This window comes from Sinorhizobium arboris LMG 14919 (assembly GCF_000427465.1).
Lineage (GTDB): Bacteria > Pseudomonadota > Alphaproteobacteria > Rhizobiales > Rhizobiaceae > Sinorhizobium > Sinorhizobium arboris.
The window spans coordinates 1,563,302-1,586,099 of the sequence record NZ_ATYB01000014.1 but is presented as its reverse complement, the minus strand read 5'-3'; the positions used below and the strand labels follow the sequence as shown (position 1 = coordinate 1,586,099).

28 protein-coding genes, 2 tRNA genes and 7 pseudogenes are annotated in these 22,798 nt (G+C 57.5%); 22 read left to right on the top strand and 15 right to left on the bottom strand.

Annotation, left to right across the window (positions count from 1 at the left end; translation table 11 throughout):
• Positions 1–32: 32 nt before the first annotated feature.
• The 6 genes from SINAR_RS0118935 to SINAR_RS1000000137860 all read left to right on the top strand — a co-directional run bounded on the left by SINAR_RS0118935 (position 33) and on the right by SINAR_RS1000000137860 (position 2,343).
• On the top strand, positions 33–611 hold the full coding sequence (locus SINAR_RS0118935; protein WP_003530922.1) for a cold-shock protein: 579 nt from the start codon (positions 33–35) through the stop codon (positions 609–611).
• Positions 611–1,102 (top strand): DUF192 domain-containing protein, encoded by a 492-nt coding sequence (locus SINAR_RS0118930; RefSeq protein ID WP_028000520.1) that lies wholly within the window; start codon positions 611–613, stop codon positions 1,100–1,102. The genes SINAR_RS0118935 and SINAR_RS0118930 overlap by 1 nt, the downstream gene beginning before the upstream one ends.
• An 80-nt stretch (positions 1,103–1,182) precedes the next feature.
• Positions 1,183–1,259 (top strand) — tRNA-Pro (locus SINAR_RS0118925).
• Positions 1,260–1,311: 52 nt separating this feature from the next.
• Complete coding sequence (locus SINAR_RS0118920) at positions 1,312–1,617, top strand: ETC complex I subunit (RefSeq protein WP_028000519.1); 306 nt, start codon at positions 1,312–1,314, stop codon at positions 1,615–1,617.
• 33 nt (positions 1,618–1,650) lie between these two features.
• A tRNA-Arg gene (locus tag SINAR_RS0118915) sits at positions 1,651–1,727 on the top strand.
• Between the two features lie 328 nt (positions 1,728–2,055).
• Positions 2,056–2,343, top strand: a complete 288-nt coding sequence (locus SINAR_RS1000000137860) for a hypothetical protein (protein ID WP_234710622.1) — start codon at positions 2,056–2,058, stop codon at positions 2,341–2,343.
• A 563-nt stretch (positions 2,344–2,906) separates the two neighbouring features.
• On the opposite strand, the gene SINAR_RS1000000134715 is transcribed toward SINAR_RS1000000137860, so the two are convergent.
• The 3 genes from SINAR_RS1000000134715 to SINAR_RS01000000133685 all read right to left on the bottom strand — a co-directional run bounded on the left by SINAR_RS1000000134715 (position 2,907) and on the right by SINAR_RS01000000133685 (position 6,195).
• Positions 2,907–4,766 (bottom strand): M10 family metallopeptidase C-terminal domain-containing protein, encoded by a 1,860-nt coding sequence (locus tag SINAR_RS1000000134715; RefSeq protein WP_234710621.1) that lies wholly within the window; start codon positions 4,764–4,766, stop codon positions 2,907–2,909.
• A 205-nt stretch (positions 4,767–4,971) separates the two neighbouring features.
• Complete coding sequence (locus SINAR_RS1000000138495; protein ID WP_272913692.1) at positions 4,972–5,106, bottom strand: hypothetical protein; 135 nt, start codon at positions 5,104–5,106, stop codon at positions 4,972–4,974.
• Positions 5,107–5,175: 69 nt separating this feature from the next.
• A complete protein-coding gene (locus tag SINAR_RS01000000133685) occupies positions 5,176–6,195 on the bottom strand; it encodes an aminoglycoside phosphotransferase family protein (protein WP_050577524.1) in 1,020 nt (339 codons plus the stop codon).
• Between the two features lie 6 nt (positions 6,196–6,201).
• Here SINAR_RS01000000133685 and SINAR_RS1000000138490 point away from each other — a divergent pair, with 6 nt between their 5' ends.
• Positions 6,202–6,651: an ATP dependent DNA ligase gene (locus SINAR_RS1000000138490; protein WP_441004986.1), complete on the top strand. Its 450-nt coding sequence runs from the start codon at positions 6,202–6,204 to the stop codon at positions 6,649–6,651.
• 158 nt (positions 6,652–6,809) lie between these two features.
• The gene (locus tag SINAR_RS1000000136770; RefSeq protein ID WP_150852029.1) at positions 6,810–7,031 is read left to right on the top strand and encodes a DUF7660 family protein; all 222 of its coding nucleotides are present in this window, start codon (positions 6,810–6,812) and stop codon (positions 7,029–7,031) included.
• A gap of 321 nt (positions 7,032–7,352) precedes the next feature.
• Here the strand turns inward: SINAR_RS1000000136770 and SINAR_RS0118880 are convergent, their stop codons facing one another.
• A complete protein-coding gene (locus SINAR_RS0118880; RefSeq protein WP_028000517.1) occupies positions 7,353–8,543 on the bottom strand; it encodes an IS481 family transposase in 1,191 nt (396 codons plus the stop codon).
• 427 nt (positions 8,544–8,970) lie between these two features.
• Between SINAR_RS0118880 and SINAR_RS1000000138485 the strand changes: the two genes are divergently transcribed.
• Together SINAR_RS1000000138485 and SINAR_RS0118865 are read left to right on the top strand one after the other, a co-directional pair.
• Entirely contained in the window at positions 8,971–9,321 is a 351-nt protein-coding gene (locus SINAR_RS1000000138485) for a DUF2750 domain-containing protein (RefSeq protein ID WP_028000516.1), read from the top strand.
• Positions 9,322–10,384: 1,063 nt separating this feature from the next.
• Complete coding sequence (locus tag SINAR_RS0118865; protein ID WP_027997156.1) at positions 10,385–10,576, top strand: hypothetical protein; 192 nt, start codon at positions 10,385–10,387, stop codon at positions 10,574–10,576.
• 440 nt (positions 10,577–11,016) lie between these two features.
• Here the strand turns inward: SINAR_RS0118865 and SINAR_RS1000000138480 are convergent, their stop codons facing one another.
• Entirely contained in the window at positions 11,017–11,274 is a 258-nt protein-coding gene (locus tag SINAR_RS1000000138480) for a CPCC family cysteine-rich protein (RefSeq protein ID WP_084617519.1), read from the bottom strand.
• A gap of 226 nt (positions 11,275–11,500) precedes the next feature.
• Positions 11,501–11,728, bottom strand: coding sequence for a hypothetical protein (locus tag SINAR_RS0118860; RefSeq protein WP_050577523.1), 228 nt, complete (start codon positions 11,726–11,728; stop codon positions 11,501–11,503).
• Between the two features lie 208 nt (positions 11,729–11,936).
• On the opposite strand from SINAR_RS0118860, the gene terL reads away from it, so the two are divergent.
• The 3 genes and pseudogenes from terL to SINAR_RS01000000133665 all read left to right on the top strand — a co-directional run bounded on the left by terL (position 11,937) and on the right by SINAR_RS01000000133665 (position 14,313).
• Positions 11,937–12,497 carry a phage terminase large subunit gene (terL, locus tag SINAR_RS01000000133675; protein WP_028000513.1) on the top strand — a complete coding sequence of 187 codons (561 nt, stop codon included), beginning with the start codon at positions 11,937–11,939 and terminating at the stop codon, positions 12,495–12,497.
• Positions 12,497–12,913: a hypothetical protein gene (locus tag SINAR_RS1000000136760; protein ID WP_150852028.1), complete on the top strand. Its 417-nt coding sequence runs from the start codon at positions 12,497–12,499 to the stop codon at positions 12,911–12,913. Before terL ends, SINAR_RS1000000136760 begins: the two co-directional genes overlap by 1 nt.
• Positions 12,914–12,955: 42 nt before the next feature.
• A pseudogene (locus SINAR_RS01000000133665) lies at positions 12,956–14,313 on the top strand (DUF1073 domain-containing protein).
• Here SINAR_RS01000000133665 and imm45 (SINAR_RS0118840) read toward each other — a convergent pair.
• On the bottom strand, positions 14,301–14,612 hold the full coding sequence (imm45, locus tag SINAR_RS0118840; protein ID WP_028000512.1) for an Imm45 family immunity protein: 312 nt from the start codon (positions 14,610–14,612) through the stop codon (positions 14,301–14,303). The pseudogene SINAR_RS01000000133665 and the gene imm45 (SINAR_RS0118840) overlap by 13 nt on opposite strands.
• 3 nt (positions 14,613–14,615) lie before the next feature.
• On the opposite strand from imm45 (SINAR_RS0118840), the pseudogene SINAR_RS1000000138680 reads away from it, so the two are divergent.
• Together SINAR_RS1000000138680 and SINAR_RS1000000138475 are read left to right on the top strand one after the other, a co-directional pair.
• Positions 14,616–14,749 (top strand): annotated as a pseudogene (locus tag SINAR_RS1000000138680) (ATP dependent DNA ligase); the annotation flags it as partial.
• Positions 14,746–14,916, top strand: a complete 171-nt coding sequence (locus SINAR_RS1000000138475; RefSeq protein WP_150852034.1) for a DUF2750 domain-containing protein — start codon at positions 14,746–14,748, stop codon at positions 14,914–14,916. The pseudogene SINAR_RS1000000138680 and the gene SINAR_RS1000000138475, both read left to right, overlap by 4 nt.
• Positions 14,917–14,994: 78 nt before the next feature.
• On the opposite strand, the gene SINAR_RS0118835 is transcribed toward SINAR_RS1000000138475, so the two are convergent.
• The 7 genes and pseudogenes from SINAR_RS0118835 to SINAR_RS0118805 form a co-directional block, all read right to left on the bottom strand.
• Entirely contained in the window at positions 14,995–15,426 is a 432-nt protein-coding gene (locus tag SINAR_RS0118835; protein WP_028000511.1) for a hypothetical protein, read from the bottom strand.
• Positions 15,427–15,548: 122 nt separating this feature from the next.
• Entirely contained in the window at positions 15,549–16,139 is a 591-nt protein-coding gene (locus SINAR_RS0118830) for a hypothetical protein (RefSeq protein WP_028000510.1), read from the bottom strand.
• A gap of 93 nt (positions 16,140–16,232) precedes the next feature.
• Complete coding sequence (locus tag SINAR_RS0118825) at positions 16,233–16,529, bottom strand: hypothetical protein (RefSeq protein WP_234710620.1); 297 nt, start codon at positions 16,527–16,529, stop codon at positions 16,233–16,235.
• 626 nt (positions 16,530–17,155) lie between these two features.
• Positions 17,156–17,289, bottom strand: a pseudogene (locus tag SINAR_RS1000000137405) (transposase domain-containing protein); the annotation flags it as partial.
• A 110-nt stretch (positions 17,290–17,399) separates the two neighbouring features.
• Positions 17,400–17,711, bottom strand: coding sequence for an Imm45 family immunity protein (gene imm45, locus SINAR_RS0118815; protein WP_028000507.1), 312 nt, complete (start codon positions 17,709–17,711; stop codon positions 17,400–17,402).
• 34 nt (positions 17,712–17,745) lie between these two features.
• Entirely contained in the window at positions 17,746–18,141 is a 396-nt protein-coding gene (locus tag SINAR_RS0118810; RefSeq protein WP_028000506.1) for a hypothetical protein, read from the bottom strand.
• Positions 18,138–18,449, bottom strand: a complete 312-nt coding sequence (locus tag SINAR_RS0118805) for a hypothetical protein (protein ID WP_028000505.1) — start codon at positions 18,447–18,449, stop codon at positions 18,138–18,140. The genes SINAR_RS0118810 and SINAR_RS0118805 overlap by 4 nt, the downstream gene beginning before the upstream one ends.
• A gap of 65 nt (positions 18,450–18,514) precedes the next feature.
• Between SINAR_RS0118805 and SINAR_RS01000000133660 the strand changes: the two are divergent.
• The 5 genes and pseudogenes from SINAR_RS01000000133660 to SINAR_RS01000000133650 form a co-directional block, all read left to right on the top strand.
• Positions 18,515–18,966, top strand: a pseudogene (locus SINAR_RS01000000133660) (DUF2213 domain-containing protein); the annotation flags it as partial.
• A gap of 191 nt (positions 18,967–19,157) precedes the next feature.
• Positions 19,158–19,436, top strand: a pseudogene (locus SINAR_RS1000000135550) (major capsid family protein); the annotation flags it as partial.
• A gap of 14 nt (positions 19,437–19,450) precedes the next feature.
• Positions 19,451–19,798, top strand: coding sequence for a hypothetical protein (locus SINAR_RS01000000133655; RefSeq protein ID WP_234710618.1), 348 nt, complete (start codon positions 19,451–19,453; stop codon positions 19,796–19,798).
• A 111-nt stretch (positions 19,799–19,909) separates the two neighbouring features.
• On the top strand, positions 19,910–20,194 hold the full coding sequence (locus SINAR_RS0118790) for a hypothetical protein (protein ID WP_028000504.1): 285 nt from the start codon (positions 19,910–19,912) through the stop codon (positions 20,192–20,194).
• A 34-nt stretch (positions 20,195–20,228) separates the two neighbouring features.
• Positions 20,229–20,656: pseudogene (locus SINAR_RS01000000133650) on the top strand (DnaT-like ssDNA-binding protein).
• Here SINAR_RS01000000133650 and SINAR_RS0118775 read toward each other — a convergent pair.
• A complete protein-coding gene (locus SINAR_RS0118775) occupies positions 20,653–21,294 on the bottom strand; it encodes a hypothetical protein (protein WP_028000503.1) in 642 nt (213 codons plus the stop codon). The pseudogene SINAR_RS01000000133650 and the gene SINAR_RS0118775 overlap by 4 nt on opposite strands.
• 96 nt (positions 21,295–21,390) lie before the next feature.
• Here SINAR_RS0118775 and SINAR_RS01000000133645 point away from each other — a divergent pair.
• A pseudogene (locus SINAR_RS01000000133645) lies at positions 21,391–21,758 on the top strand (hypothetical protein).
• Between the two features lie 583 nt (positions 21,759–22,341).
• Positions 22,342–22,605 carry a hypothetical protein gene (locus SINAR_RS0118760; RefSeq protein ID WP_028000502.1) on the top strand — a complete coding sequence of 88 codons (264 nt, stop codon included), beginning with the start codon at positions 22,342–22,344 and terminating at the stop codon, positions 22,603–22,605.
• Positions 22,606–22,798: the final 193 nt, after the last annotated feature.

Here is a 22,798-nt window from a genome sequence, read left to right as displayed (position 1 = left end):
CGAAGTGTTGCGCGTAACGAGGGGCTGCGAGAATGGCTGACAGGACATCTTCGAAAGACGTCATCCATAATGGCGAATTTGGCAACGACGCCCTTGACCTCATCGAAATTACCGGGGTTATCAAGTGGTTCGACGTCGCCAAAGGCTTCGGCTTCATCGTTCCGGACAACGGCATGCAGGACGTTTTGCTGCATGTCACCTGTCTCAGACGCGACGGCTATCAAACGGTGCTTGAAGGCGCGCGCGTCGTCGCTCTCATTCAGAAGCGGGACCGCGGCTATCAGGCCTTCCGCATCCTCTCCATGGATCAGTCCACCGCCGTTCATCCGTCGCAGCTTCCACCGGTCAGGACGCATGTCCAGGTAACGCCGACGAGCGGGCTCGAGCGGGTGCTGGTGAAGTGGTTCAACCGCACCAAGGGCTTCGGCTTTCTGACCCGCGGCGAGGGTACGGAAGACATTTTCGTGCACATGGAAACGTTACGCCGTTTCGGCCTGACGGAGCTGAGGCCCGGCCAAGTTGTGCTCTGCCGCTTCGGGGACGGGGAGAAGGGCCTTATGGCGGCGGAAATCCATCCCGACGGGCCGACGCCAACCACGCGGTCGCATTGATGCCCGGGGCCGTCGGCATTGCTGCAAGAAGCGCCCTGGCGGCGCTTTTTTTGTTGTCGCTGCTCGCCGCTTCGGCGATGGCAGAGGTTTCCTTTGCAAAGGAGCGGGTTCGGCTGATCACCGCGAGCGGCGGCACGCACGATCTTACGGTAGAGCTCGCGATCGACCCGGAGCAGCGCGAGCAGGGGCTGATGCATCGCCGCCAGATGGCACCAAATCACGGCATGCTGTTCGATTTCGGCGAGACGCGGCGGGTGATGATGTGGATGAAGAACACCTATCTGCCGCTCGACATGCTCTTCATCGCGCGTGACGGTACGATCCGAACCATCCACGAGAACGCGGTCCCGCTTTCCGAAGCGATTATCGATTCCGGGGAACCGGTGGCCTACGTGCTCGAGCTTAACGCCGGAACCGTGAAGCGGCTCGGCCTCAGCCCTGGCGACAGGCTTGAAGGTGCAGGACTTCCGGCAACGGAGAGGGCGAACTGACGCATCCACCGGCGCCGCTCACCCCGCGAAATTTGCTGTTGCAGGCGCAGGGCGAAGCGTGTATCTCCGCCTTCGTGGTGCGGAGTGTAGCGCAGTCTGGTAGCGCATCTGGTTTGGGACCAGAGGGTCGGGAGTTCGAATCTCTCCACTCCGACCATCTAATCATGTGAAAACATTGATCTCTTGGTCAACGGGAGCCGTTCGAAACAATGTCCGCGAAGATCTATCGTCCCGCAAAGACAGCAATGCAGTCCGGCAAGGCCAAGACGCATCTGTGGGTGCTGGAGTTCGATCAGGAAAGACCGCGCACGATCGACCCGATCATGGGCTACACGAGTTCCGCCGACACACGGCAACAGGTTCGCCTGACCTTCGAGAGTGCTGAGCAGGCGATCTCCTATGCCGAGAGAAACGGCATCGAATATCGCGTGATCGCCCCCAAGGATGCGGCGCGCAAGAACGTTTCCTATTCGGATAATTTCCGTTTCAACCGGATGCAGCCCTGGACCCATTGAGGCCCACGGCGCTCCGTCGGGCAAGGCCCAGACGGCCCCTTAGCTCAGCTGGATAGAGCACCTGCCTTCTAAGCAGGTTGTCGCAGGTTCGAATCCTGCAGGGGTCGCCAAACTTTTCAAGCACTTAGAGGACATTTCCACCTGCTGATCTGACCCCGTTTACAGCTTTTTTCGAGCCGTTTACAAAAGATATTCCCTAAGTGTTCTTTTCCATCCGCAGAATGACCGCATCGCTCGTCTGCTGGTCGGTCGCCAGATAGTGTTTTTCGAGCACTCTTCCCACCTCAGCAATCGAGTGCCCCGTAATCGACGCGATCTGCTCTGTGGTAGATCCTTCCCGCCGGCGTTCAGTGATGAACGTCCCGCGGAGATCGTGGAACGTCACGCCCTCGATCTTAGCGCCCTTGCACACTCATCCGCGACTATTGTGACGCACGCATGCGCTTCCTGCGCTCGCTCACGAATGTCAAGACCGGCTTTCCGGTCAACGGCCGCGGCTGGACCATCCGCGTCACCGGCAAGGATCCGAAGGGGGATTGGATGGATCAGCCGGGCGTCCTCGGTAACGCGCTGCGTTTGGCGGCGGATGCAAGCGGGCGGTCTGTCGAGAGGCCGAAAACGCCGCCGGAAGCCGGTGCGAAAGCCGACAGCCGTGATGCCGGCCTCGGCGAGGTTCTCAAGAAGCCCGAGGCGTGGGGCCCGTTCGCGTTGCCGTTGCTGTCGTAGAATAGCTTTCCGGTGTCGGTCTCGTAGATGATCGCCGATCAATTTGTCGTTGCCGGCACCGCCATAATGTTGGCTATCGGCACCACTCCAACCAGCAGTGATTTGTGTCGTCTCCGTCTCGCCATATAGGCGGTTTATTCTTGTCCCGCCGTCGATGATGTCGTTACCAGTGCCACCCCAGATGTAGTTGTCTGCGTGGAAGCCCCCGGTGAGAGTATCGTTACCGCCATATCCATAAACGTAATTCGAGACGCCGAAAACGTCGGTCTCGCCGATCAATTTATTGTTGCTATTGTTGCCTTTGATAACTGGGGATTTTTGCTCAGCCCCTCAGGTATTTGCCCGTCTACGTTGCGCATCCTGCGCATATCGTGAGCGCAGCGAAATCGCAGCGCGAGCCAGCGGGGACACGAAATCTGGTGGATTTCCGCGTGTGCTTGCCGGAGCTGCAGCGGTCCCACTGCAGCTCCTTATGTCAGGCCGTCGGGACGGCCTTCCCGACTGCAGAAGGAGAAACTCCGACGCCTCGATCGCGAGGCTCGCGACCGCTCCCACCGCATCGATTAAAGCAGAAAGTAGTTGCCCGCCAAGGTCACGGCGTCGTCCAGATGAATCTTGAGGTCTGCGATCCGATCACCGTTCACATCCGCGTATATGAAAGTGTCTGAAGACAGCTTCTCGTACCTCAGTTCGCCAGCGGTCCCCTTGAAAGCCGCAGTGCCAATGAAAGAGAATGCTTGATTACCCGATGTCTTGGTATTTGCATCGATAGCCGAGAGGTCAATCCTGTCCTGCTCGTTCGGCACGAAGTCGAGGATTGAATCGACCTTCGCCCCTGCTGATTCAGAGAGTGCCTTGAAGACGAACCTGTCGGCGCCCATTCCACCGACCAGCCGGTCTGCACCCGAGCCTCCATAGATCCAATCGTTCCCCGAGCCTGCGCCGATGATATCATCGCCGGTTCCTCCGGAAAGGCGATTTGCGCCCCCGTTGCCATACAGCTGGTCAGCGAAATTTGAACCGATCAAGCTCTCAACCGCAGAATAGGTGTCGCCTTTTGCGTCTCCTGTGTTGCTGCTCGGTCTGCCCAGATTGGCAATGACGCCCGTCGCGGCGGTCGCGTATGAGGCCGCGTCATTTCCGGTTCCTCCGTAAAGCTTGTCACCGCCCGCACCGCCGATCAGGATATCACTACCTTCGCCGCCCGTGAGTATGTTGACATAGGCGTTGCCTCCGAGAACATCGGCAAAGCGCGTTCCCGTCAGGTTCTCGATCCCGAAGTACGTATCACCGGCTGCATCGTTGGTATTGGTCGATTTGGAAGACAAGCTTGCTTTGACCCCTACGGTGGCGCTCGCATATGAAGCTGTATCATTGCCAGTGCCGCCATCTAGCCGGTCCTTACCAGCACCTCCTAAAATAGTGTCATTTCCGGATTCGCCGTAAAGAAGGTCGTCGCCGTCGTTCCCAAAGAGAGTATCGTTGCCGCCGCCAGCAAGGATTTTGTCGGCGCCGATGCCGCCATTCAAAGTCTGGGATGAGGAGTTCCCCACGATCGTCTCAAGCACGTCGGTGACACTTATCACGAAATTCTTCGTAAACGAGCCACTCGCGTTCGAAACTACCACTGTGATGGAGTAGGATTGTTGCGTCTCATAGTTCAATGTGTCGTTGAGATATAGTTTGTTGTCCACGATCCAAAACGTTCCACCGGCTGAGTCCTTAAGCCAGTAGTCCACCGGGTCGCCTTCTGGATCAACCGCGGAAAAGGTTCCGATCAAGGTGTCGACAGCGGCCGTTTCGGCTACCCTTGAATTAGACAATGTCAGCGCACTCGGCGCTTCGTTGACATCAGCGATATTGATTGTGAACGATTTAACGACCGTGAACTTTCCATCAGAAACTTCAAAGGTTACTGTTTTTGTCGGAGATTTCTCGAAGTCGACTGGCTTCGCAAGCTGAATGGCATTGGCGCCTACCAGTTTGAACGTGCCCCCCGCATCGTCTATCAATTTGAACGTTAGTACTGAATCTTCTGGATCCACCCCAGATACGTAGTCGAACACCGTGCCGACTTTCATATCTTCTGGGACCTCTGCTCCACCCATCCAAACTAGGTGCGGCGGTTCGTCAACATCTTCGATTGATACGAAGAACTTTTTGAGAACCTTGTTCACCCCGTCGGAGACCTCGATCTGGAACGTCTTCCCCTGCAGCTCCTCGTAACTGACCGGCTTAGCCAACTGGACTCTATTGCCATCGAGCTGAACCAAGCCTCCACCACTGTCCACCAGTCGATATGTCAGGGGCTGACCTTCTGGGTCAGTGGCCGATAGTGTGCCGATCGTCGTGCCGACGGGAGAGTTCTCCGCTATCGAGTTGTTGGACAGGGTGATATTGCTTGGGGGCAGGTTCTCAGTCATTGCGGCCACCGGCTGCAACTTGTCGCTGATGAATGCCCTACCGATATGCCCAGCGTGCTTTCCATTGTTCACCTTGATTCTTCGGCCAAATGATCCGGAGGGACCGTAGCTTCAATTGCAGCGCAATCAAGAGGGTGCAACCAAAGATTTAGCCTGGGGACTGGTCCTCCGCCGTCACCTCCATCAAGCCCGGCCATCAGCCCTTCTAATCGTCTCCAAGCGCTTCCTTCGCCTGATGGCCGCCCAGACGGGCGATGAGCATCTGCAGTTCGGGATCAGCAGGAAGACTCACGTTTCGCGCGCTTGGCGCGCGCACGGCAAGGAAGATCGAAGTCGCCACGCCAGATTCCAGCGGCGCGCGACTTCGCGATCTCTTGGGAAGGCGCGTACGCCTAAGGCGGCTCTCCCTCTAGAACGCCCAGGCATGGGCGCGGCGGATGACACGCAGCCAGTCCCGGGCGACAAGGAAGGCACGGCGCCGCTGCCGCGGATTGCGACTTGCGTCCATCACCGTCAGCAGGTGGACGTTGAGCGCACCGGCCAGGGCGTTGGAAGCGCCGGCCACCCAGTAGGCGCCTCGCGTCGCGTCGTCGATCCGGCGATCCCGCCCGAGTCCCGTCAGGTATTCCTTGAGCAGGAGGTCATGCCGCTGCAACGCACTCGGCTCGAAGAAGCGCAGAGATTGGAGCATCGAGCTCACGTCCTCCAGCGGCGAACCGGGGCGGGTCCGCCCCCAGTCGATCATCACGGGCCGGCGATCGATGCCCCTCCTCACCATCGCGTTGCCCGGATGCAGATCCCCGTGGATCGGGCGCTGGTTGAACGTGCTCTCGTCCAACAGGGCACCGCGAAGCCGAGCGAGGTTCGAGACAACCCGGTCGAGCATGCGGGCATGGCGCGCGAGCGGCCTCAGGTCCTCATAGTACCGGAAGTGCTCGAGCCGAGCGAGCGTCTCGGCGGCGCTGACGGCGAGTTCGCCCTCATAGTCCCAGTCCGTCAGCGGCAACATGCTTTGCATCGTCTCGACGTGAAATTGCCCCAACTGCCGCAATAGGACTGCCGTGAGGTCGAGGTATTGCCAGGGCCAGGCCATGGCCTGGTTGATGGCTTCCACCACCAGGAACGACGCCGCCTGTCCATCCTGCACATCCAGCAGCCGTGGCGCTATAGCGCTCGCGTGCGTGGCCACCAGGTCGCGGTAGATGGTCGCCTCGCGCCGTGTGCGCCCCTGCAGGTGCTTGACAACAAAGGTGATGGTCTGCGGCTTGCCCCTCCTGCCGGCAAAGCGGGCAGAGACGCGGACTACTTCGCTCGCTTCGCTGCCCAACGAAAGGCGGCGGTGGGTCAGAACGGCCTCGGCTGCAACCGGCCCGGCGACGTTGAGAAGGGCTTTGCGGGCGGCGTCCTGAATCTGGGTGGTCAAGGTCATGAGAGAATGATGGGGATGCGTCGGGGCCTGTTCAACGCTGCTCCCGGTTTTGCGATTGCGACATCGATAAGCCTTACCGCAGCGGCCGCGGAGATTGGTGGCAGAAGATCACCTGCAAGCGCCGGGATAGCTCGTCGTCGTCGGCTTCGAGCCGTCGACCTTGCCTGGCCATCTCGGCCGGCTGCTACTCGGCGCGTGGAAGGACGGACAGATGGTCTCTGTCGGCGGCTGCGGCACCGGCTGGTCAAGCGAGCTTTCGCGCGAGCTGCGGAAGCTGCTCGAAGGGATGGATCGCCGGCCGTAGCACTCAAAAGGAGAGTGGCGGTCTTCGTCGAGCCGGTCCTTGTCGCTGAGGTCGAGTATCGCACCTGGACGGACGAGGGGAAACTGAGGCATGCATCGTTCCAGGGGATACGCGAGAGGGCGGACGATGCAGTGGTTTTTACGCTAGCTTGAGAATTTTAGAAGTTTAAACCTTAATGCTGGTGGCGGGGTTTGTCGGGTCGTTCTCGACTAACCTCTACCTCTTCATAAGTCAGCGTGTCGATCAGTTGTCCCAGAAAGCGTCGGGCAATACACGGTGACAATCTCATGATTCGAGACGAGGTAATGATTTGATAGATATTGAGACCGTTGTCGATCAGCAAAGTCTCCTAAATTATTTGGCGTCGATGCGAACCGATTTCGAGAATGGCGCTGTCCGATGGGAAAACACTGACCTTGCAAGCTACCTTGAAGCTATGAGCGCCTGGCTAAAAGACGGCGCGCCACAATGCGAAACCAACCCATGGAAGCTCGTCGCTTTTTTATTACAAGCGGGAGCCTTCTATGAATGACTTCCAGCCAAATTCATTGTGGCCGTCTCTACATGAGACTTCGCTCACGATGGAAAGCTCCGGCACCCATCGTGCAAGGGCATCAGGCCGCGATAGGATGAGGCGACTGTGTTTCAGTTACAGTGGGTGGCGTTTTCCGTTTACATCGAACCCGGATTAGTCAATGAATTTCGGGGCGGAGATTGTAAACCGATCTCCCGCACAGCTTGAAAACCTTGGATTCGCTTTCTGCCTTTTAAGCAGGTTGTCGCAGGTTCGAATCCTGCACGGGTCGCCATCCATTTCCTTGTCCGACCCGGACACATAGGTAACAGTTCGTACCTAAGACATGGGTGACAACCTCGTGCCGAACGGGTTGTCGATGGTTTGCAAAGTCCTCTGCTCCAGATCGATATATCCCAGATCATAGTGCATGAAGCTGACGAGCCAAATACCTTCGTCGACTTCCCTGATTCCAAGCTTCTGGCCGGCCAGCACGGTGGAGATATTGATCTTCTTGCGATAGATGCAGAGACGCCCGCAATTTGTGACGAGTGCCTCCCTGTCATGAAAGGGATAGTCGATTTCCGGCAGTCCGGTATAGGGGCGGGTTGAGGCCGTGAAGATGTCGGACGGGGTCTTCATCTTGAGCGCCTCGTGTGGTCGTTCGTCATTGAATTGCCTGACGAATTCGTCGAACCGGGCCTGCTGCTGAAGGATGTTTTTTCCTGGCGGGCGGGTTGCCTCCCTCTTCAGCGTCAGGTGCATGCGTTCATGGCGTCCGTTCTGCTGCGGACGGCCGGGCCTGATCCGTTCGAGGCCGATCCCCAATCGCAGCCACCAGACGGACAGCTTGGAGAGATTGTAGAGGCCATTCGGGCTTGCGAAAGGCAGGCCGTTGTCGGAGCGAATGGCTGCTGGGAGGCCGCGTTCGGCAAAGACCCTCCGGAACGCTTCAAAGACGCCCTGTTCGCGCGTCGATTCGAAGGCTTCGCAGCAAAGAAGATAGCGTGAGGCCTGGTCTGTGATCGTCAAAGGGTAACAGTAGCGGCCGTTGCCGAGCTTGAACTCGCCTTTGAAGTCAGCGCACCACAGATCATTGGGCTCAAGCGCTTGCGAAAGGTGCGTGCCCACGGCCTTGTTCGCCCGGTTCCTCTTGCGGGCCTGGCGCACAAGGCCGTGTCGATCGAGCACGGCGTGCACCGTGCTCTTTGCTGGAATGCGCACATCGCCAGCGAGCCGTTTGACGAGCAACTCCCTGATCTTCCTGGCACCCCAGTGAGGCTTCTCCTTTTTGAGGCGAACAATCATTGCCTCAATCGGATCAGGTAACTGGTTGGCATAACGCACCGGTCGTCGAGATCGATCGGTGAGCGCTTCCACGCCATCATCCTTGTAGCGGTTGAAGATCTTGTAGCCGGTCTTGCGCGAGATGCCGAACGCTCGGCACACCTCGCTCATGCTTTCGCCCTCAAGCAGACGGGCGACAAATCGCAGACGCTCCTCCAACACCGAAGTCTCTTTCCACGGCATCAACACCTCCCGCAAAAAGCGAAAAGTGTTACCCATGTCTCCGGTACGTTCCGTTTACCTATCTCTCAGGTCGGGCACATCTAAGTTATTGATCTTATTTGAGGTGCGACCGAGCAGGAATTCAGGTGCGACCTACATTCTGTTCGCTAGGCGTTCCGAAGCAGCCTTCGCGAGGCGCCTCTTGTCCGCTTCCTTGGTGTAAACTCGGCCATCGCGAGGCGAGTCCAGCCGTACATCGCCATCAGCTTGATCTAATCGACCACAACCATTGGTGATTTGCAGGCTGTTCTGATCGCGGACCTCGATTAGAGGGAACACTCGCCGGCCTTAGGGAGGAACTCACCGCCTCCCGCCTTGGCAGAATATTGCCTGGATTTTTACGAGTTGCCCAGTTGCGGAAGCTAGCGGAAATCGCTTAGCTGGCCTAATGAGCTTCGCGGCAGCCCACTACCAAAAGTTTTTCGATGAAATTGGAGAAACTGGAATCGTCTGGACGATATGCGACGACACCGGTTTCCCGACTTCGACGAGCCAGTCAAATAAACCCGCCATGCCGTTTTGGTCTTCCGAAGCGCGGGCTCAGCGAATTATCGAGACTGTTCCTTCTTATCGCCGCTTCGGCACTCACAGGCTCAGCCTGGAGGTGTTCCGCGACAGGTGGCTGGAAGGCTTGGAGAAAGACTCCATAAGGGTTGGCATTAATTGGAGCGGGGAGCGTGCGACTGGGTTTGACGTTGAACCTTCTGACGTTCGCCGAAGGCTCACAATTGGCGCATAGGAGAAATGCGTCTTTTCCCAGATCGTCCGCTGATAGAGAGCGCCGTCCGCTTTTCGTTTGCCTCGCCATTTGCTAGCTTGCGCACAGGCGACTGATGGCGAGGCTGAGCCAATTTCCCGGCTGGACGATTAATGATCTTGACTGTCGAACTCGAGAGCGCAGAGCACCCCGAGGTTGCCCTTTGCTTTGACCGCGAAGGACTGGATTTGTTGATTGGTAAGCTTGAAGCGCTAAGGAATACTCCGGGTCACATGCATCTGAAGACGCAATCGTGGGCAGGAGACTCGCTCACCGAAGAAAAGCAGGGTGGCGAGCGATACGAGCTCGTGAACAGCTTGCGACTGGTGCGGGTCACTAGAGCCCGCCTTTAGACGGTGAATGCAATCACAATAACAATTCAGAACGGATCAATGTTCAAATCGCGAACGACCAGTCTGGTTCACCTGGTCATTGCTCTTGTGATCCCCTGCATTTTGATACTGTCAATTTATGTGAACTCGTGGATTTTATACCTAAACTATGTTATCTCTTGTTCTGATATTGCTCAGATCGTGTATATGGCGAACAAATATCGAAGTGCGGTAAAAGATCTTTTGAGGTCGTTTATTATCCCGCTCTCATTGTTTTATCTCGTCATAAATTGGCGCGCACTTCCGTCCGTTGCAATGCGCTTATCATACAGGATGGGATCGCAAAGCTATCGTCTTTATCGGAAGAGTATTCTCGGCGCGAAGGTCTTGTACTGGGAAGAATTGGTCAAAGAGTGCGAATCTGTACCCGCCAGCAAGGATCAGAGACCTACATAAGTTCAGATAGTCCCGACTGGGCAAGCGCGACCACCCGATGACCGCCGTCTATGCGGAGGGGCGGTCGCCTGCAAAAATCGCTTAGTCCGCACGGATTAGAAATCCACATCCGTACTGGACGTGTTCTCGCGCCGTTCCGTTCAGCATTAACGCTTAAACTGGCAGTAGAGGTTTCACTTTCAGCAGGCAGGGCAACTGGTATGCCACATGGCTCAGCCGGAGCTTGCAACTAGCGCATTGGTTGTTAAGTTGTTGGCATGCTGCCAACTGGTGACCCGAAGCTCGCATTCAAAATTATCGCCACCACCGCGGTCTACGGATTCGTGGTGATATTGATCGCCGAGTGGTTCGGTGGTGTCGTTGCGCTTTTTGCGGGCGCAGTCGGCTTTATCGCGTTTCTCGCGCATTTCGCGCTTACCGAGTTGGGTAAGACGCGAGAGCGTAAGTGACCACCCAAGATCGCCGCCTATGCGGTAGGGTGGTCGAATTTCATTCCCGCAGGCAGAGCAAATGGTAAGCCGCTTTAGTTCGAGACATCAATCGATGAACGCGAATGCCAATCCACGAGCGCGAATATAGAAGTTTGAGCGCTGAATCTCTTGTCGAGCGCAACGAGGTCAAACGAAGGCATGATTAGCACGCCTTGTGGAGAGCAGAGGGAGGTTGCGTGTTTCTTCAGGAAGCGGCGCGGTGAGCATACCTCTGCCGCAAAGGCGTCCGCTCCGCATCCGGATCCTGCATAGAAATCGATGCTGAACTCGAAATCTTCAGGGTCGTCCGGCTACCAGCCTGCACCTTGCTTGTCGTGATCCAGAATTCGGAAGCCGTGATAGCGGGCTTTCATGGAGTATGCTCTCTGTTCGAGGAATGAGCATCGGCATGGAACAGCTTATTTAATTATGGTCCACTTCTCTGTGGATCGCGGAGGTCTCACTTTGGTAATGAAGCGTTCGTCCGACGCGCCGAAAGCTGCATAGTCGGCCCGCGCAGCATGCAGTGACAAGCGGCCATTAGGCCCGCCTCTTACCACGTCGGCTTCATCCTCGTCCTGGCCGTCATCCTCCCAGAAGCAAACCGGATAAACTTCATGCTCGGCGCGAGCAGACAGCGTCCGGTGTTTGCAGCATGGGCAGTGATCGTGGCTCATGCGCTTTTATCCAGAATTCGTCAGCCTTAGCCAAGAGGTGATGCATGCTCTACCGTGTCATTGAACACGATTCCGGCCCTACGGGGATCCGGGCATGGAAGCTCTCATCAACGAGTGGGCGGCCAAGGGGTATCGCCTAGATCAGGTGGTCCGGAGATCGACATACCAGTGGCTGCTGATTTTCTCCCTCACTGCAGGCGCAGAGCATTTCGGTAGCTCAAGAGGCTCACGGGAGAAACTGTTTGCTGCGTTCAATCAGCAGTTCAACCGCTTCGAAAGGGATGTCTTCTTCACGGGCCCAGAAGGTCATTCGGCCCGTTTCGTCAGAGTAAAAAACTTCGGCTAAGGCTTTTTGAGCGTCGGTATCCGATAGTTCCAGATACATCCCATCACGCTGAACGTCACTGCCGCGGATCAGGCGAAATCTTCGCCCGTCAATCTCGATAGCTTCCAAGCTTGGTCTCCCTTGCGTACGGTACTGGGGTCTGCCTCATTTCCGCGTCCCCGCCCAATAATCTCTGAGCATGGCTTGAGGTCAGAGGTAGTCTAGTGTCTGGCCATTCGCGCCGTAGCCGAAGACCCGGAACCCTTGCAGCGCTAGAGCGGCCGCCGATCAAGCGCGTGCATCGGCCGGGCTGTTATTCCGCTGCGGCTGGTGCGAGGTGGTCGATGCCATCCCGGCCGGCGCGCGCTCGATGCGGGGCTGGGACCTTGGTGCAACGCCCAAGACCGAGAGCAACGATCCGGACTGGACCGCCGCTACCAAGATCGGAAAGTTTCCGGACGGCCGGTACATCATGGCTCACCACTGCCACGATCGGCTGTCGCCAACCGGCGTCGAGCGGCTGATAAAGAACACGGCCGAAGCCGACGGCAAGGAAATGCACATTTCTCTGCCTCAGGACCCGGGGCAGGCCGGCAAATCGCAGGTCACCAACCTTACGAAGCTGCTCGCGGGCTTCACGGTTCGGGCGACACCCGAATCCGGCGACAAGACCACGCGTTTCAGCCCGTTCTCTGCGCAGGCGGCGGGCAACGTCTGGGTGCTCCGCGGACCTTGGAACGAGACTTGGTTTTCATCGCTCGAGGCACGAGCCGGGCATTCAATGCGCTGCTGGGCGCAAGCACGTACACGCTGGCGAACGTCTAGCTTCCAGATTGTAGAAAGCGGCTCATTGGGTATCTTACAGGGCACGACTGAGGACCCGCCCGAGCTACTGTGATGAAAACCAACCAGAAAACACTTGGCGATGCGACTCCGGCCCAAAAAGGTGGAGTCCCCGGATTGGCATACCTGCACCCTTATGCCTGCTTTCAGTGTCGTAAGAGCTTTAAGCGAGCGAGCAAATCGGCTCCCGTTTTGCCGTGTCCTCATTGTGGCGGTCCAAGCATCGGCCTCACGCGCAAGTTCAAGCCGCCAAAGCAGTCCGACAGCAAGCAGTGGGCTAAGGTTGAGGCTCTGGTCCGGCATGGATTCTTGTTCTGGAGCTTAGGCGAACGCTATCCCGATACCCTGCAGGAAGTGGACGCCTTCGCCAGGAAGCATGCTCAATTTCTCCGTGACGAACGTGAACGCGCGCTAGAAGCATACGCGCAAATTGACGCCGCTCTCGCTGCGGTTCCAGTCCGAACTGGATAGTCGGACGCTATAAGCTGCGCGCGCGAGCGCTTAGGAGCGGACATGGGAAACATCATCGCTTTCGTCCGCGACAACCTGACAAACATGGTCTCCAGTCTCGGAACCGGCCGGGATAAGGCCGCGGCTAGCGTCTATTCGATGCCGATGCTCACCGACGAGGAGCTGCTCAACGCCTATCGCGGCGGTGGCTCCCCCGGAAGATCGTCGATATCCCGGCATTCGACAGCATCCGTGCCTGGCGGGACTGGCAGGTGAAGAAGCCGCAGATCGAGGCGATCGAAGCCGAAGAAAAGCGGGTCAACCTCATGGGCAAGCTGCTGGAGACCCGCATCAAGGCGCGCCTATGGGGCGGCGCTGCGATGGTTATCGGTACCGGCGACCAGGACCTGACACAGCCGCTCGTTGTCGATCGCATCGGGAAGGGCGGTCTGAAGTATCTCACGGTCATGACCCGTCGACACCTCACAGCCGGCGAGATCGATCGTGATCCGGCTTCCGAGTGGTATGGCAAGCCGAAGGTCTACCTGTTGAACTCTGCCGACGGCGCCCAGGTCGAAATCCATCCGTCGCGCCTGGTCATCTTCAACGGCAGCTAGCAGCCGGACGAGGATATCGTCACCACGACCTATGCCGGCTGGGGCGACAGTGTTCTGTCCGCCGTCGATGCGATCAAGCAGGCCGACGGTACCGCGGCGAACATCGCCAGCCTCGTCTTCGAGGCCAAGGTCAACGTGATCCGCATCCCGGATTTCATGCAGAACCTCGGCGATGAGCGGTACCGGGCCAAGATCTTCGAGCGCTACACGCTCACTGCCACGGCCAAGGGCATCAACGGCGACCTCCTCCTCGACAAGGAAGAGGAGTACAAGCAGAAGACGGCGAGCTTCGCCACGCTGCCCGACGTCCTGATGTCGTTCCTGCAGATCGTCTCGGGCGCCGCCGACAATCCGGCTACCCGATTGCTCAGACAGTCTCCGGCCGGCATGAACGCCACTGGTGAAAGCGACCTGCGCAACTATTACGACCGACTGCAGGCAATGCAGACCGTCGAGATGACGCCGGCGATGGCGCGCCTCGACGAGTGCCTCATCCGGAGCGCGCTCGGCTCTCGCGATCCGGACATCTATAACGAGTGGGCACCGCTCTGGGGCATGTCGGAAAAGGAAAAGGCCGACGTGTTCAAGACGAAGGCCGATGCTGCCCGCCAACTGGTCGGAACGTCGCCTGGACAGGAGATCATCCCGCGCGATGCCGTCTCTGATGCTCTGGTCAACACCTTCATTGAGGACGGATCGCTGCCTGGGCTCGATGCTGCGATTGAAGAGTACGGTAAGTTGAGTGAGCAGGAGCCGGACGATGACGAAGTCCGCGCAGCCGCCGGTGCTGATCAAATCACGTAATTTTTCATAAAGAGCACTTGGTCGATCGGGCAATCAGGGTAGACCCACTTTGACCAATTCGCCTTGAGCCAAGCCGTAGAAATGGACTTGGTTCGTAAGACGATTGCCTCCGGCTGAAGATGAACGATCGTGTGTCCAGCGCTATAACCTGTTGCCACCATAATCCCAAGCGGGCGTGCTGCGTCAGTCGTTTCGACGACCATAAAGTCTACAAGCTCTTCGTAAGGGTGAGAGCCTTTGACGCGGAAGATAGCGCCGCGCCAGATTTGTGGCTCTTCAAGGTCCACCAGCTTTTGCATTGATTCCTCGAGCCGGTTCTCGTCGCCGAAGTCGAGTATCGCGCCTGGACGGATGACGGGAGCTGCGGCATGCAGCGTTCAAGGGAATAAGGCCGCGAGAGGACGAGACGGCGATTTACGAGCCACGGTCGCACTGAGCCTGCTGAGACTCCTTGCTATCAGCCTGGCGGTGTTCCGCGACAGGTGGCTGGAAGGCTTGGAGGAAGACTCCATAAGGGTTGGCATTAATTGGAGCGGGGGGCGTGCGACTGGGTTTGACGTTGAACCTTCTGACGTTCGCCGAAGGCTCACATTCGGCGCATAGGAGAAAAGCGCCCTTTTCCCCGGCGAGTTTCCCGTTCCGCACCGTCTGCTACTAGGTCCAGACTCATCCAGCTGTCTTCTAGGTATACCGCCGCTTGGGGCGAACTCGACCTAGGTCGTCCAGTTCCATTACGCGTCTGCCCGGCAGCCCGAGATATTCATCCACCGAGCGACGGCCACTTTGGTCTTCGACCGTGACCACGAAACGGGGCCCTCGCGAATCCAGCGAGTAGCGGGTTTTTAGCTCGCGGAAAGCTTCAGCTCTACTTCCATGTCGCTGGCAGAGCCCGTCCAAGGCTCGTGCATAAAGTGAGATCGCTTTGGCTAACGAGTCTGAAGGCTGAGCGCCTGTAGAAGTGCCAGCGATGAAATCAACCAAAATGAACCCCTCAGGACTTGCGGCAGCCTCTCGAAATACATCCATCTCGTAGACGCCAATCAAGAAGCCCATCCCGCTTGCGAAAGAGTCGGCGATGTTGTGGCCGATAGATGTCAACTCTCTGAACTTCATGCTCCGAGCTTATGCGCGAGGGGCTGGTTTGCGAAGACCCAGCGTCAGCGCATGAGCATCTTTTTCAACAGACGGTTGAGAACGCAGGCAGGTCAACTGGTCAGCCGGGTGCCATGCTCGGCTCAATTCGGGAAGCCAGCCACTAAGTCGAGCCGTTCTAAGTCGAAGCCCCTACAAGCGGCCGCTATTATGAGCGAGGCGTCCGGATCGGTATCCGTCCGCAGCCCAAGAGGATCCTTGAGCTCTCCGCGAAGTCCGAGGATTTTAACAAGCGCGTGCCGCGCCGCGCTTCGGTCACGATTCTGAAAATCGCAGAAGATCACAAGCAGCGTCTTTTCGACATCTTCGTCTCTGAAATTCAACAGATACTCCGGGGCTAAGTGTATGGCGGCCATTTTGCTTCCGCCGAAGTCGAGATCGCCGTCGGCCAAGATGTATTTTCGAACGACCGCTCGATATCGGTCGATTAAGCCCAGGTAGCGGCACAGTGACTTGAGGGCCAACTCGCCATGAACGTCTTTGTGATTGCCGCGGAGGTACGGCTCGATCAGTGGCGCATCGCCGTGAGCGCCGCAAAGTCCGACAATGAACAAGGCGGCTCCAATGTCGCCCTCACCCGACCGCAATATATGGCGGGCAAATTCAAGCTCCTGTTCAGTAACAGGGCCGCTGTCGACGCCTTGCGCGCGATCTCGAATGCTGTTGATGTCCATATGTTGCCGCTTTTCAAAATTGGCGTCGACAGGCTCCAGACCACGAAAGACCGGGTTCGATTCCCGGGCCTGCAACCAGTTCGACGCAATCGCTCACAAACTGCCCCGGAGCGAGACGACTGTTCTTGCTGCACGTTCGCATCGCTCGACCAAGCCGTTATCGCTGAGCCCCATGTGCTCTGTGGCTATTTCGAGGAGGTAGTTTGCAATGTCTTCTCGGGCAGCGCCCTCGTTGACGAGCATACCGAGAACGACGTCGGCATAAACGTCGTACTCGTCCCTTGCCTCCGGAAGATCGGATATGCCGACGGGATCCCAGGAGTGAAGCAGCACCTCGCGAATTTCGGCGCGCGCTTTCTCGATACAAACCGTCTGGTCTTCAATTCCCATGACACTCCTTTCCTGTCGGCGTAGAGCAGCCCGGTAGCTCGCCAACCTCATGGGAGCATCTGTTTACTGCGTTCAATCAGCAGCTCAATCGTAAGCGCTGTCGCCCTCGCACATTGACCAAGAGCGTTGGCTCGTTTCGAGCACTACCGCTTTGATAGAGATGGCAAGAATGCGCCATCTGCGGTGATTGCAGGACTACTTGCCACGGTTTACTAAAAGACTGCCCAGCCCACTAAACCGGACGTCCTCATGCCCCCCCGCCTCACAAATCGTTTTGAAGGATATAGAAGGCTTCAGCCCGCTAAATTCGAACGAGACGCTGCTCTTTTAGAACTTGTTCAATCGCTAGGTATAGGTGGCTCCGTCTTCCATGTCCTAAATGAGATACCCGAACAGGGCGAAGACCTCTTCACACTGCTATGCGACGACCAACTTGTTATGTCGTTCCAGGTTCCTCGCGGAAAGATACCGCTTTGCGCCGAAGATATTGTCAAAGTTCCCATCGCGGAATATCGCAACAAGATCGGTCAAGGGAAACACCGAATACGTCTCGATGAGACGTTAAAGAACGCGCGAGTTCTACTGAGCAGGTAGGAGCGGTGCCCGCAATGGGCCGACAGCACACTTCAGTCGCTTGTTCGTCCTGCGTAATTCCACGGTATAAGCTCATTCACCCGGCTCTGCTTGTGGCCATTGACAAGGCGGTGAGCGTGCTGGCCAGGTAGGCCAGCGGATCGACAGCATTGAGCTTGCAGGTTTCTTCATTGAGGACGGATCGCTGCCTGGGCTCGATGCTGCGATTGAAGAGTACGGTAAGTTGAGTGAGCAGGAGCCGGACGATGACGAAGTGCGCGCAGCCGCCGGTGCTGATCAAATCACGTATTTTTTCATAAAGAGCACTTGGTCGATCGGGCAATCAGGGTAGACCCACTTTGACCAATTCGCCGTGAGCCAAGCCGTAGAAATGGACTTGGTTCGTAAGACGATTGCCTCCGGCGGAAGATGAGCGATCGTGTGTCCAGCGCTATAACCTGTTGCCACCATAATCCCAAGCGGGCGTGCTGCGTCAGTCGTTTCGACGACCATAAAGTCTACGAGCTCTTCGTAAGGGTGAGAGCCTTTGACGCGGAAGATAGCGCCGCGCCAGATTTGTGGCTCTTCAAGGTCCACCAGCTTTTGCATTGATTCCGCCTCCTGCAGCTTTAGGACATCTCTTTTACGGTTGGGAGGTTCTGAAGGTGATGACGATGTCCTCTAGCTCGAAATCAAGACGGGCAAAGATGTCAGGCCTGTCGCCGGGCCCCAACCACAACATCGCATTGAGCTGAATACGGTCCGAGAAAGGAGACGACGAGGGGAGCGGCAGAAGAGATAGTATTTCGCCGTCGAGGCTCGTGGCAAAGTCCTGTAGATCTCCCGCGACAATGCGGACACCGGACATTATGACAATGCCGGTTGCGTAGTCGTTGGGCCCAGGCGGCGGAAGCGGCCCGGGCATGCCGAGATTGTAGTATAGCTCTGTTCGGAATGTGATTGTCCCAGTCTCATAGCGGAAATCGAGAAGTGATGCGTCGTGAAGCCAGTAGCACTCGTTGAACACCGCTAATTTCATTCTTTCTCTAGCCTCTGACCACGTCGGGCGTTGACTCGCTCCGGCGTTAGCTCGGGGTCGATCTCCAGCTCGAAACCGAAGTTGTACCATGCGTCGTAAATGCTTCGCGCAGTCGCCGGAGGTTCCCAAGAATCGTCGACAATCCAAAACGAGTAAGCGCCATCGACTCCGGTCGCCGTAATCCCATGCCTCTCTGATAGCCAGTTCCTGGAGGCGTCGCGCTCACCGGACCAGATGTATTTGATCGTCCAGCCATTGCTTCTCAGCTTCGCTGCGATTTCGTCAAATTCTAGCGTGTCGAAATTCACCGAGATTCTCCATCCCCTACTTCCCGCACGCAATCGCGGGTAGCACGCGGCAAGGATTGACCACAATGAAATTTACTGACCTTGCACCGATCGCGGGCACGCGACGGACCGCTGACGGCTACCTTGTTGCGGACGTTCGCACCGCGTCCACCGGCATCCAGCTCTATGCCGGTCATGAGGTCGGCAAGCCGGAAATGCAGGTCGTGAAGGTCTATCGGCCCGAGGATCAGGTCTTCGACAAGGCAAGCCTCGGCAGCTACGCGCACAAGCCGGTGACGAACGATCATCCGGACGAGGCGGTGACGGCCGACAACTGGAAAGCGTTCTCCGTCGCCCGATCGGCGACGAGGTCGCCCGCGACGGTGAATTCATCCGCGTCCATCGTCATGGACGGCGCCACCATCGGCGAAATCGAGGGCGGCAAGCGTGAGCTCTCGGCCGGCTACACCTGCGATCTCGCATGGGAACCGCCACGCCCGAAGGCGAGAAATACGATGCCATTCAGAAGGATATCCGGATCAACCACGTCGCCATCGTGCAGCGCGGTCGCGCCGGATCACAAGCTCGCATCGGCGACGGTGTGAGGTCGTGGGGCGCTGCCCCGTTCACCAGTGATCAGAAACCGAAAAACGACAAGATCATGACCCTGAAGACGATTACCGTCGATGGCATCCCGGTTGAAGTAACCGACCAGGGTGCCACGGTGGTCGGCACGCTTACGTCTACACGGCGGAAACCGGGCAGCAGCTCGACATTCAGCCGCTGCGCGAGCTGGCGAATGCCTCTCAGGACGGCGGCGGCCGCATGGTCGTGGATTGCCGGGATTCGGAGGTTCTCCGTTTCCATCTGCCGATGCCACCCCGTGTGCTCCAGCCGCGCCAGAAGTCCATCATGGGCTTCGAGACCGGCATCATCGCCCGTACCGGCGGTACCGAATGGCGTCTGCCCGGTGCTGCCGCCTATTGCGACGAAATCACCGCTCCGTAACCAGAGGATCAGCCATGAAGGTCACCAACAACGGCAAGGCGCTGCAGGGCGTCCGCTCCCAGGGGCGGGCGGCCTACATCCGACCGGGTGAGACCCGCGACGTCGACCTTGAAGGCGTCGATCTCGCAAAGGCCAAGCGCCTTCGCTTCCTCAAGATTGAGGGCGTCTCGAAGGCTGCCGCCAACCAGGACGGCGACGGCCCGAAGACGGCACTCGAAGTGCTCGAAATGGCCAAGGACCAGAACGTGCAGTTCATGTCCTTCAAGTCGGTTGCCAAGAAGCTGCTCGGCGAAAAGACCCGTCCACCAAGGACGAGATCGTCGCCGCTCTCGAAGAGCTGGCAACGCAGCCCTGATAACTAAGCCCGGCGGGGGACTGCCGGGCGACCCTCCTAGAGCTTGCCAAATTTGCTTGGACTGCTAGTGGAGAGCGATACACCTCGAATAACTCGGCGCGCTCGGCGCGAAGCATCCATGTTTGAAAAGCACGACATCTGGGAGCGCCACCAAGGTTGCGTCGTTATCCACAGGATCTTCCGAGATCTGGATACTGGCCTTTATCACCTCCAACAAAGTGAAGCAGTCACTTTGGCTGAAAGTCGAACCCGCACCGTCACCGCTGAGCAATTCGCTTTGTCGGTCGATCTGTTTCTCGACGAACCGCCATCAATGCGCGCCACCGGGTACAAGACAGTTCCCGAAGCGATTGCCGCGCACTGGCGCGAATTTGAGCGACCAACGGGTCCTCGCACACGCTGACGCCTTGCCGCCAGCGCCTATTGCTGGAGCGAAAATGGCTAGATACGGCACCAACGACGGCTTCACGGCGTACGCAACCGAAGCCGGCTATGTCTTTCCCGATGGCACAACCGATGCCCAGAAGACCGCCGCACGTCAGCGCGGTTCTCTGGTGATCGATCGGTGTTAGCCGAAGTTCAGCGGGACGCGCACTGGCGGATATGCTCAAGAGCGCGCCTGGCCGCGCACAGGTGCCACGACCTATTACGGCGAGGCGATCCCATCGACCGAAATTCCGGCCCCATCGTCACCGGCACGCAAACGGTGAAACGCGAGAAAATCGGTCAGCTTGAGGTCGAGTATTCAACCTCTTCTTCAACAGACATCGATGATCTGGTCGTGCTCGCAACACCTGTCGTGACCACGATCGAGGGGCTGCTCTGGCCCTTCCTCATACCATGTACTGGCGCCTTGGTGTTCTAGGCGCTTCTTTTGACGGCATCCAAATACTGCGATCCACTGATCGTATGCATATTCAGATCGGGGAGTGACGTCACAGGTTCTTTGTCAGTCCGAAGGGAAAAAATGCTGTCGATCACAGCGCTTCTCTGGTCGATGGTGGATGCGATGTCACCCACGATTGCTTGGGAAATAAACTGGGCGGCATCACCGCCGGGAATAGACGTCGAGGCCACGCGATAGATGACGCCAATCCTTCCCGCCCGGATGTTGAGCGTTAAGTCGTCCGCCACAGCGCCGATTGATACAACCGTTTCTTCCGGTTTCCAGATGCCTGCTTGGAGCAGTGTCGAGGGACGAGTGGTGCCGGTGATACCTTCGAGAGCAAGGGCGATATCCTGCGTGATGATCTCGAAATCTCCTTCAAGGTCGCCGGCATCTTCGATCTGAAACCAATCCGTCCGATAGGGTGCATCGGCGTCAAATTGGATCTCGAGTTTGCCGTAGCACCAATAGGTGGGGACCGTTTCGGCATGCTCCGTTAGGAAACGGCTCGGAGCACCCAGGACTCGCGCCACGTCGAGGAGCGTGGTGTCAGTCGTCAATGGACCGAACGCGCCCGTGCGGAGGAACTCCCGCATCGATACCATCACCTTTTTCATGAGATTGGCTTGCTCCAGCTTTAATGCGGAAGCTTTGCTTCCACGGCGAGTGCACTGTCAAGCTTCCCTCAACTTACTGCTGTGGAGAGCTAGAGCATGATGCGGTTTGATTACTCCCGCGCGCCCGCGCCACTGGCGGACGCCTCATAGCAAAATTTGGCCAAGCCGGCTCACTCAAGCGAATGACACCACCTGACCAAGTCTACGACGGCGAACCCGTCACAACGTCCTATCCGGCCACCCTGGTGCCCGATGGCCTACGGGGCCCGCTACATCGACGGCACGGTCATCCAGACCGGCGATATGCAGATTTACATTTCGGCTGTGGGCCTCCCAATCGAGCCGAAGCCCGGCGACGTCGTCACGGCCAATGGCGCCGATTACGCCCTGATCAACGGTGACCCGAACAAATACGACGGCACCACACCGTCGTCTTCATTGTGCAGGGGAGGATTGCAGGCTAACTCGGTAGGATATTCAAATCGAGCCTGAAGCGATTTTCCAGATTGATCCTGCGATCGCGCATAAGCTCATTCAAGCGCTTTCGGGGACGTCGGCGCTCACGCCTTGAGTTTTAGAGACTCGGTCCACTTATTTGGTACGCCAGCGAAGTGGTCGCGTAGCCTGTCCTCGACGTGTTCCGGATCCCAGACCGCTGCCCGCTCGAGCGCCTCGCATTCATCACGCGTTGCCGGCCTCTCTTGGCCATCAACGCAGACGTACAGTTTCCGACTAATGGCGTCTTGGTTAAACGTCTTTATCGGGGAAATGTCTTTGTGATTTTGCGGATGCATCGCAGCCCGCCGCCCGTTCCGTGCTCGTGAAAATTCTAACTTGCGACAGGCCGTTTCGGACCCTTTCGGGCTGGATTCTAAGGAGTGGAACGCGGATGCCGATGTGATCTTGAGCGCGGCAAAAAAGCGATTCGAATGCAAAGACGACCCGCGTCGGCGTAAGAAGTTGCTTCACTAGATGCCGGAGAGCAGCAGCGGTGCCCTCATTGTGCGTAACGGAGCCTGAGCAACGGTTTAGCGTACGCTCAGGTGAATGACGATCGGCTACCTGCGGTGCTCACCGGACGGTTACGATGTAAGCCAGAACTCACACAGTGGAAAATGGTTTGCCGAAACTCCAGAAGACGCGGCCAAATGGGGCGAGATCATGAATGGCCCTGGCAAGTCGACCGTTGTGCGAGCGGAACTTCCCACCGGCCAAGCCAATCAGATGATGCGCATGGAGCGGTTGGACGGAATTGGGCCAGCCCGGTATGATGAACTGAACCAGCTAGAGGGCGTTACGATCAAGTGGTAGTTCGGGAGACAGGACTGCTCTGATGAACAATAAAGTAAAGGTAGGGGTCCAATGGTCCGATTGGAAAATTAATCACCTGCCTCCGTCTGGGATCTATACAACCGCAGCGAAGTTTCCAGAAGATGAGGCGACCTGGCCGAGAGAAGGATGGAGTGTTGTATTGCAGTTTGACTCAGAGGGTATGGGCAGATCT

What these genes read in the sequence shown, in the direction of transcription:
- SINAR_RS0118935 (WP_003530922.1), top strand. Translation starts at nt 33, where the DNA reads ATGGCTGACAGGACATCTTCGAAAGACGTCATCCATAATGGCGAATTT.
- SINAR_RS0118930 (WP_028000520.1), top strand. Translation starts at nt 611, where the DNA reads ATGCCCGGGGCCGTCGGCATTGCTGCAAGAAGCGCCCTGGCGGCGCTT.
- SINAR_RS0118920 (WP_028000519.1), top strand. Translation starts at nt 1,312, where the DNA reads ATGTCCGCGAAGATCTATCGTCCCGCAAAGACAGCAATGCAGTCCGGC.
- SINAR_RS1000000137860 (WP_234710622.1), top strand. Translation starts at nt 2,056, where the DNA reads ATGCGCTTCCTGCGCTCGCTCACGAATGTCAAGACCGGCTTTCCGGTC.
- SINAR_RS1000000134715 (WP_234710621.1), bottom strand. Translation starts at nt 4,766, where the DNA reads ATGACTGAGAACCTGCCCCCAAGCAATATCACCCTGTCCAACAACTCG.
- SINAR_RS01000000133685 (WP_050577524.1), bottom strand. Translation starts at nt 6,195, where the DNA reads ATGACCTTGACCACCCAGATTCAGGACGCCGCCCGCAAAGCCCTTCTC.
- SINAR_RS1000000138490 (WP_441004986.1), top strand. Translation starts at nt 6,202, where the DNA reads ATGATGGGGATGCGTCGGGGCCTGTTCAACGCTGCTCCCGGTTTTGCG.
- SINAR_RS0118880 (WP_028000517.1), bottom strand. Translation starts at nt 8,543, where the DNA reads ATGCCGTGGAAAGAGACTTCGGTGTTGGAGGAGCGTCTGCGATTTGTC.
- SINAR_RS1000000138485 (WP_028000516.1), top strand. Translation starts at nt 8,971, where the DNA reads ATGAGCTTCGCGGCAGCCCACTACCAAAAGTTTTTCGATGAAATTGGA.
- SINAR_RS0118865 (WP_027997156.1), top strand. Translation starts at nt 10,385, where the DNA reads ATGCTGCCAACTGGTGACCCGAAGCTCGCATTCAAAATTATCGCCACC.
- SINAR_RS1000000138480 (WP_084617519.1), bottom strand. Translation starts at nt 11,274, where the DNA reads ATGAGCCACGATCACTGCCCATGCTGCAAACACCGGACGCTGTCTGCT.
- SINAR_RS1000000136760 (WP_150852028.1), top strand. Translation starts at nt 12,497, where the DNA reads ATGAAAACCAACCAGAAAACACTTGGCGATGCGACTCCGGCCCAAAAA.
- imm45 (WP_028000512.1), bottom strand. Translation starts at nt 14,612, where the DNA reads ATGCAAAAGCTGGTGGACCTTGAAGAGCCACAAATCTGGCGCGGCGCT.
- SINAR_RS0118835 (WP_028000511.1), bottom strand. Translation starts at nt 15,426, where the DNA reads ATGAAGTTCAGAGAGTTGACATCTATCGGCCACAACATCGCCGACTCT.
- SINAR_RS0118830 (WP_028000510.1), bottom strand. Translation starts at nt 16,139, where the DNA reads ATGGACATCAACAGCATTCGAGATCGCGCGCAAGGCGTCGACAGCGGC.
- SINAR_RS0118825 (WP_234710620.1), bottom strand. Translation starts at nt 16,529, where the DNA reads ATGGGAATTGAAGACCAGACGGTTTGTATCGAGAAAGCGCGCGCCGAA.
- imm45 (WP_028000507.1), bottom strand. Translation starts at nt 17,711, where the DNA reads ATGCAAAAGCTGGTGGACCTTGAAGAGCCACAAATCTGGCGCGGCGCT.
- SINAR_RS0118810 (WP_028000506.1), bottom strand. Translation starts at nt 18,141, where the DNA reads ATGAAATTAGCGGTGTTCAACGAGTGCTACTGGCTTCACGACGCATCA.
- SINAR_RS01000000133655 (WP_234710618.1), top strand. Translation starts at nt 19,451, where the DNA reads ATGAAGGTCACCAACAACGGCAAGGCGCTGCAGGGCGTCCGCTCCCAG.
- SINAR_RS0118790 (WP_028000504.1), top strand. Translation starts at nt 19,910, where the DNA reads ATGTTTGAAAAGCACGACATCTGGGAGCGCCACCAAGGTTGCGTCGTT.
- SINAR_RS0118775 (WP_028000503.1), bottom strand. Translation starts at nt 21,294, where the DNA reads ATGAAAAAGGTGATGGTATCGATGCGGGAGTTCCTCCGCACGGGCGCG.
- SINAR_RS0118760 (WP_028000502.1), top strand. Translation starts at nt 22,342, where the DNA reads ATGACGATCGGCTACCTGCGGTGCTCACCGGACGGTTACGATGTAAGC.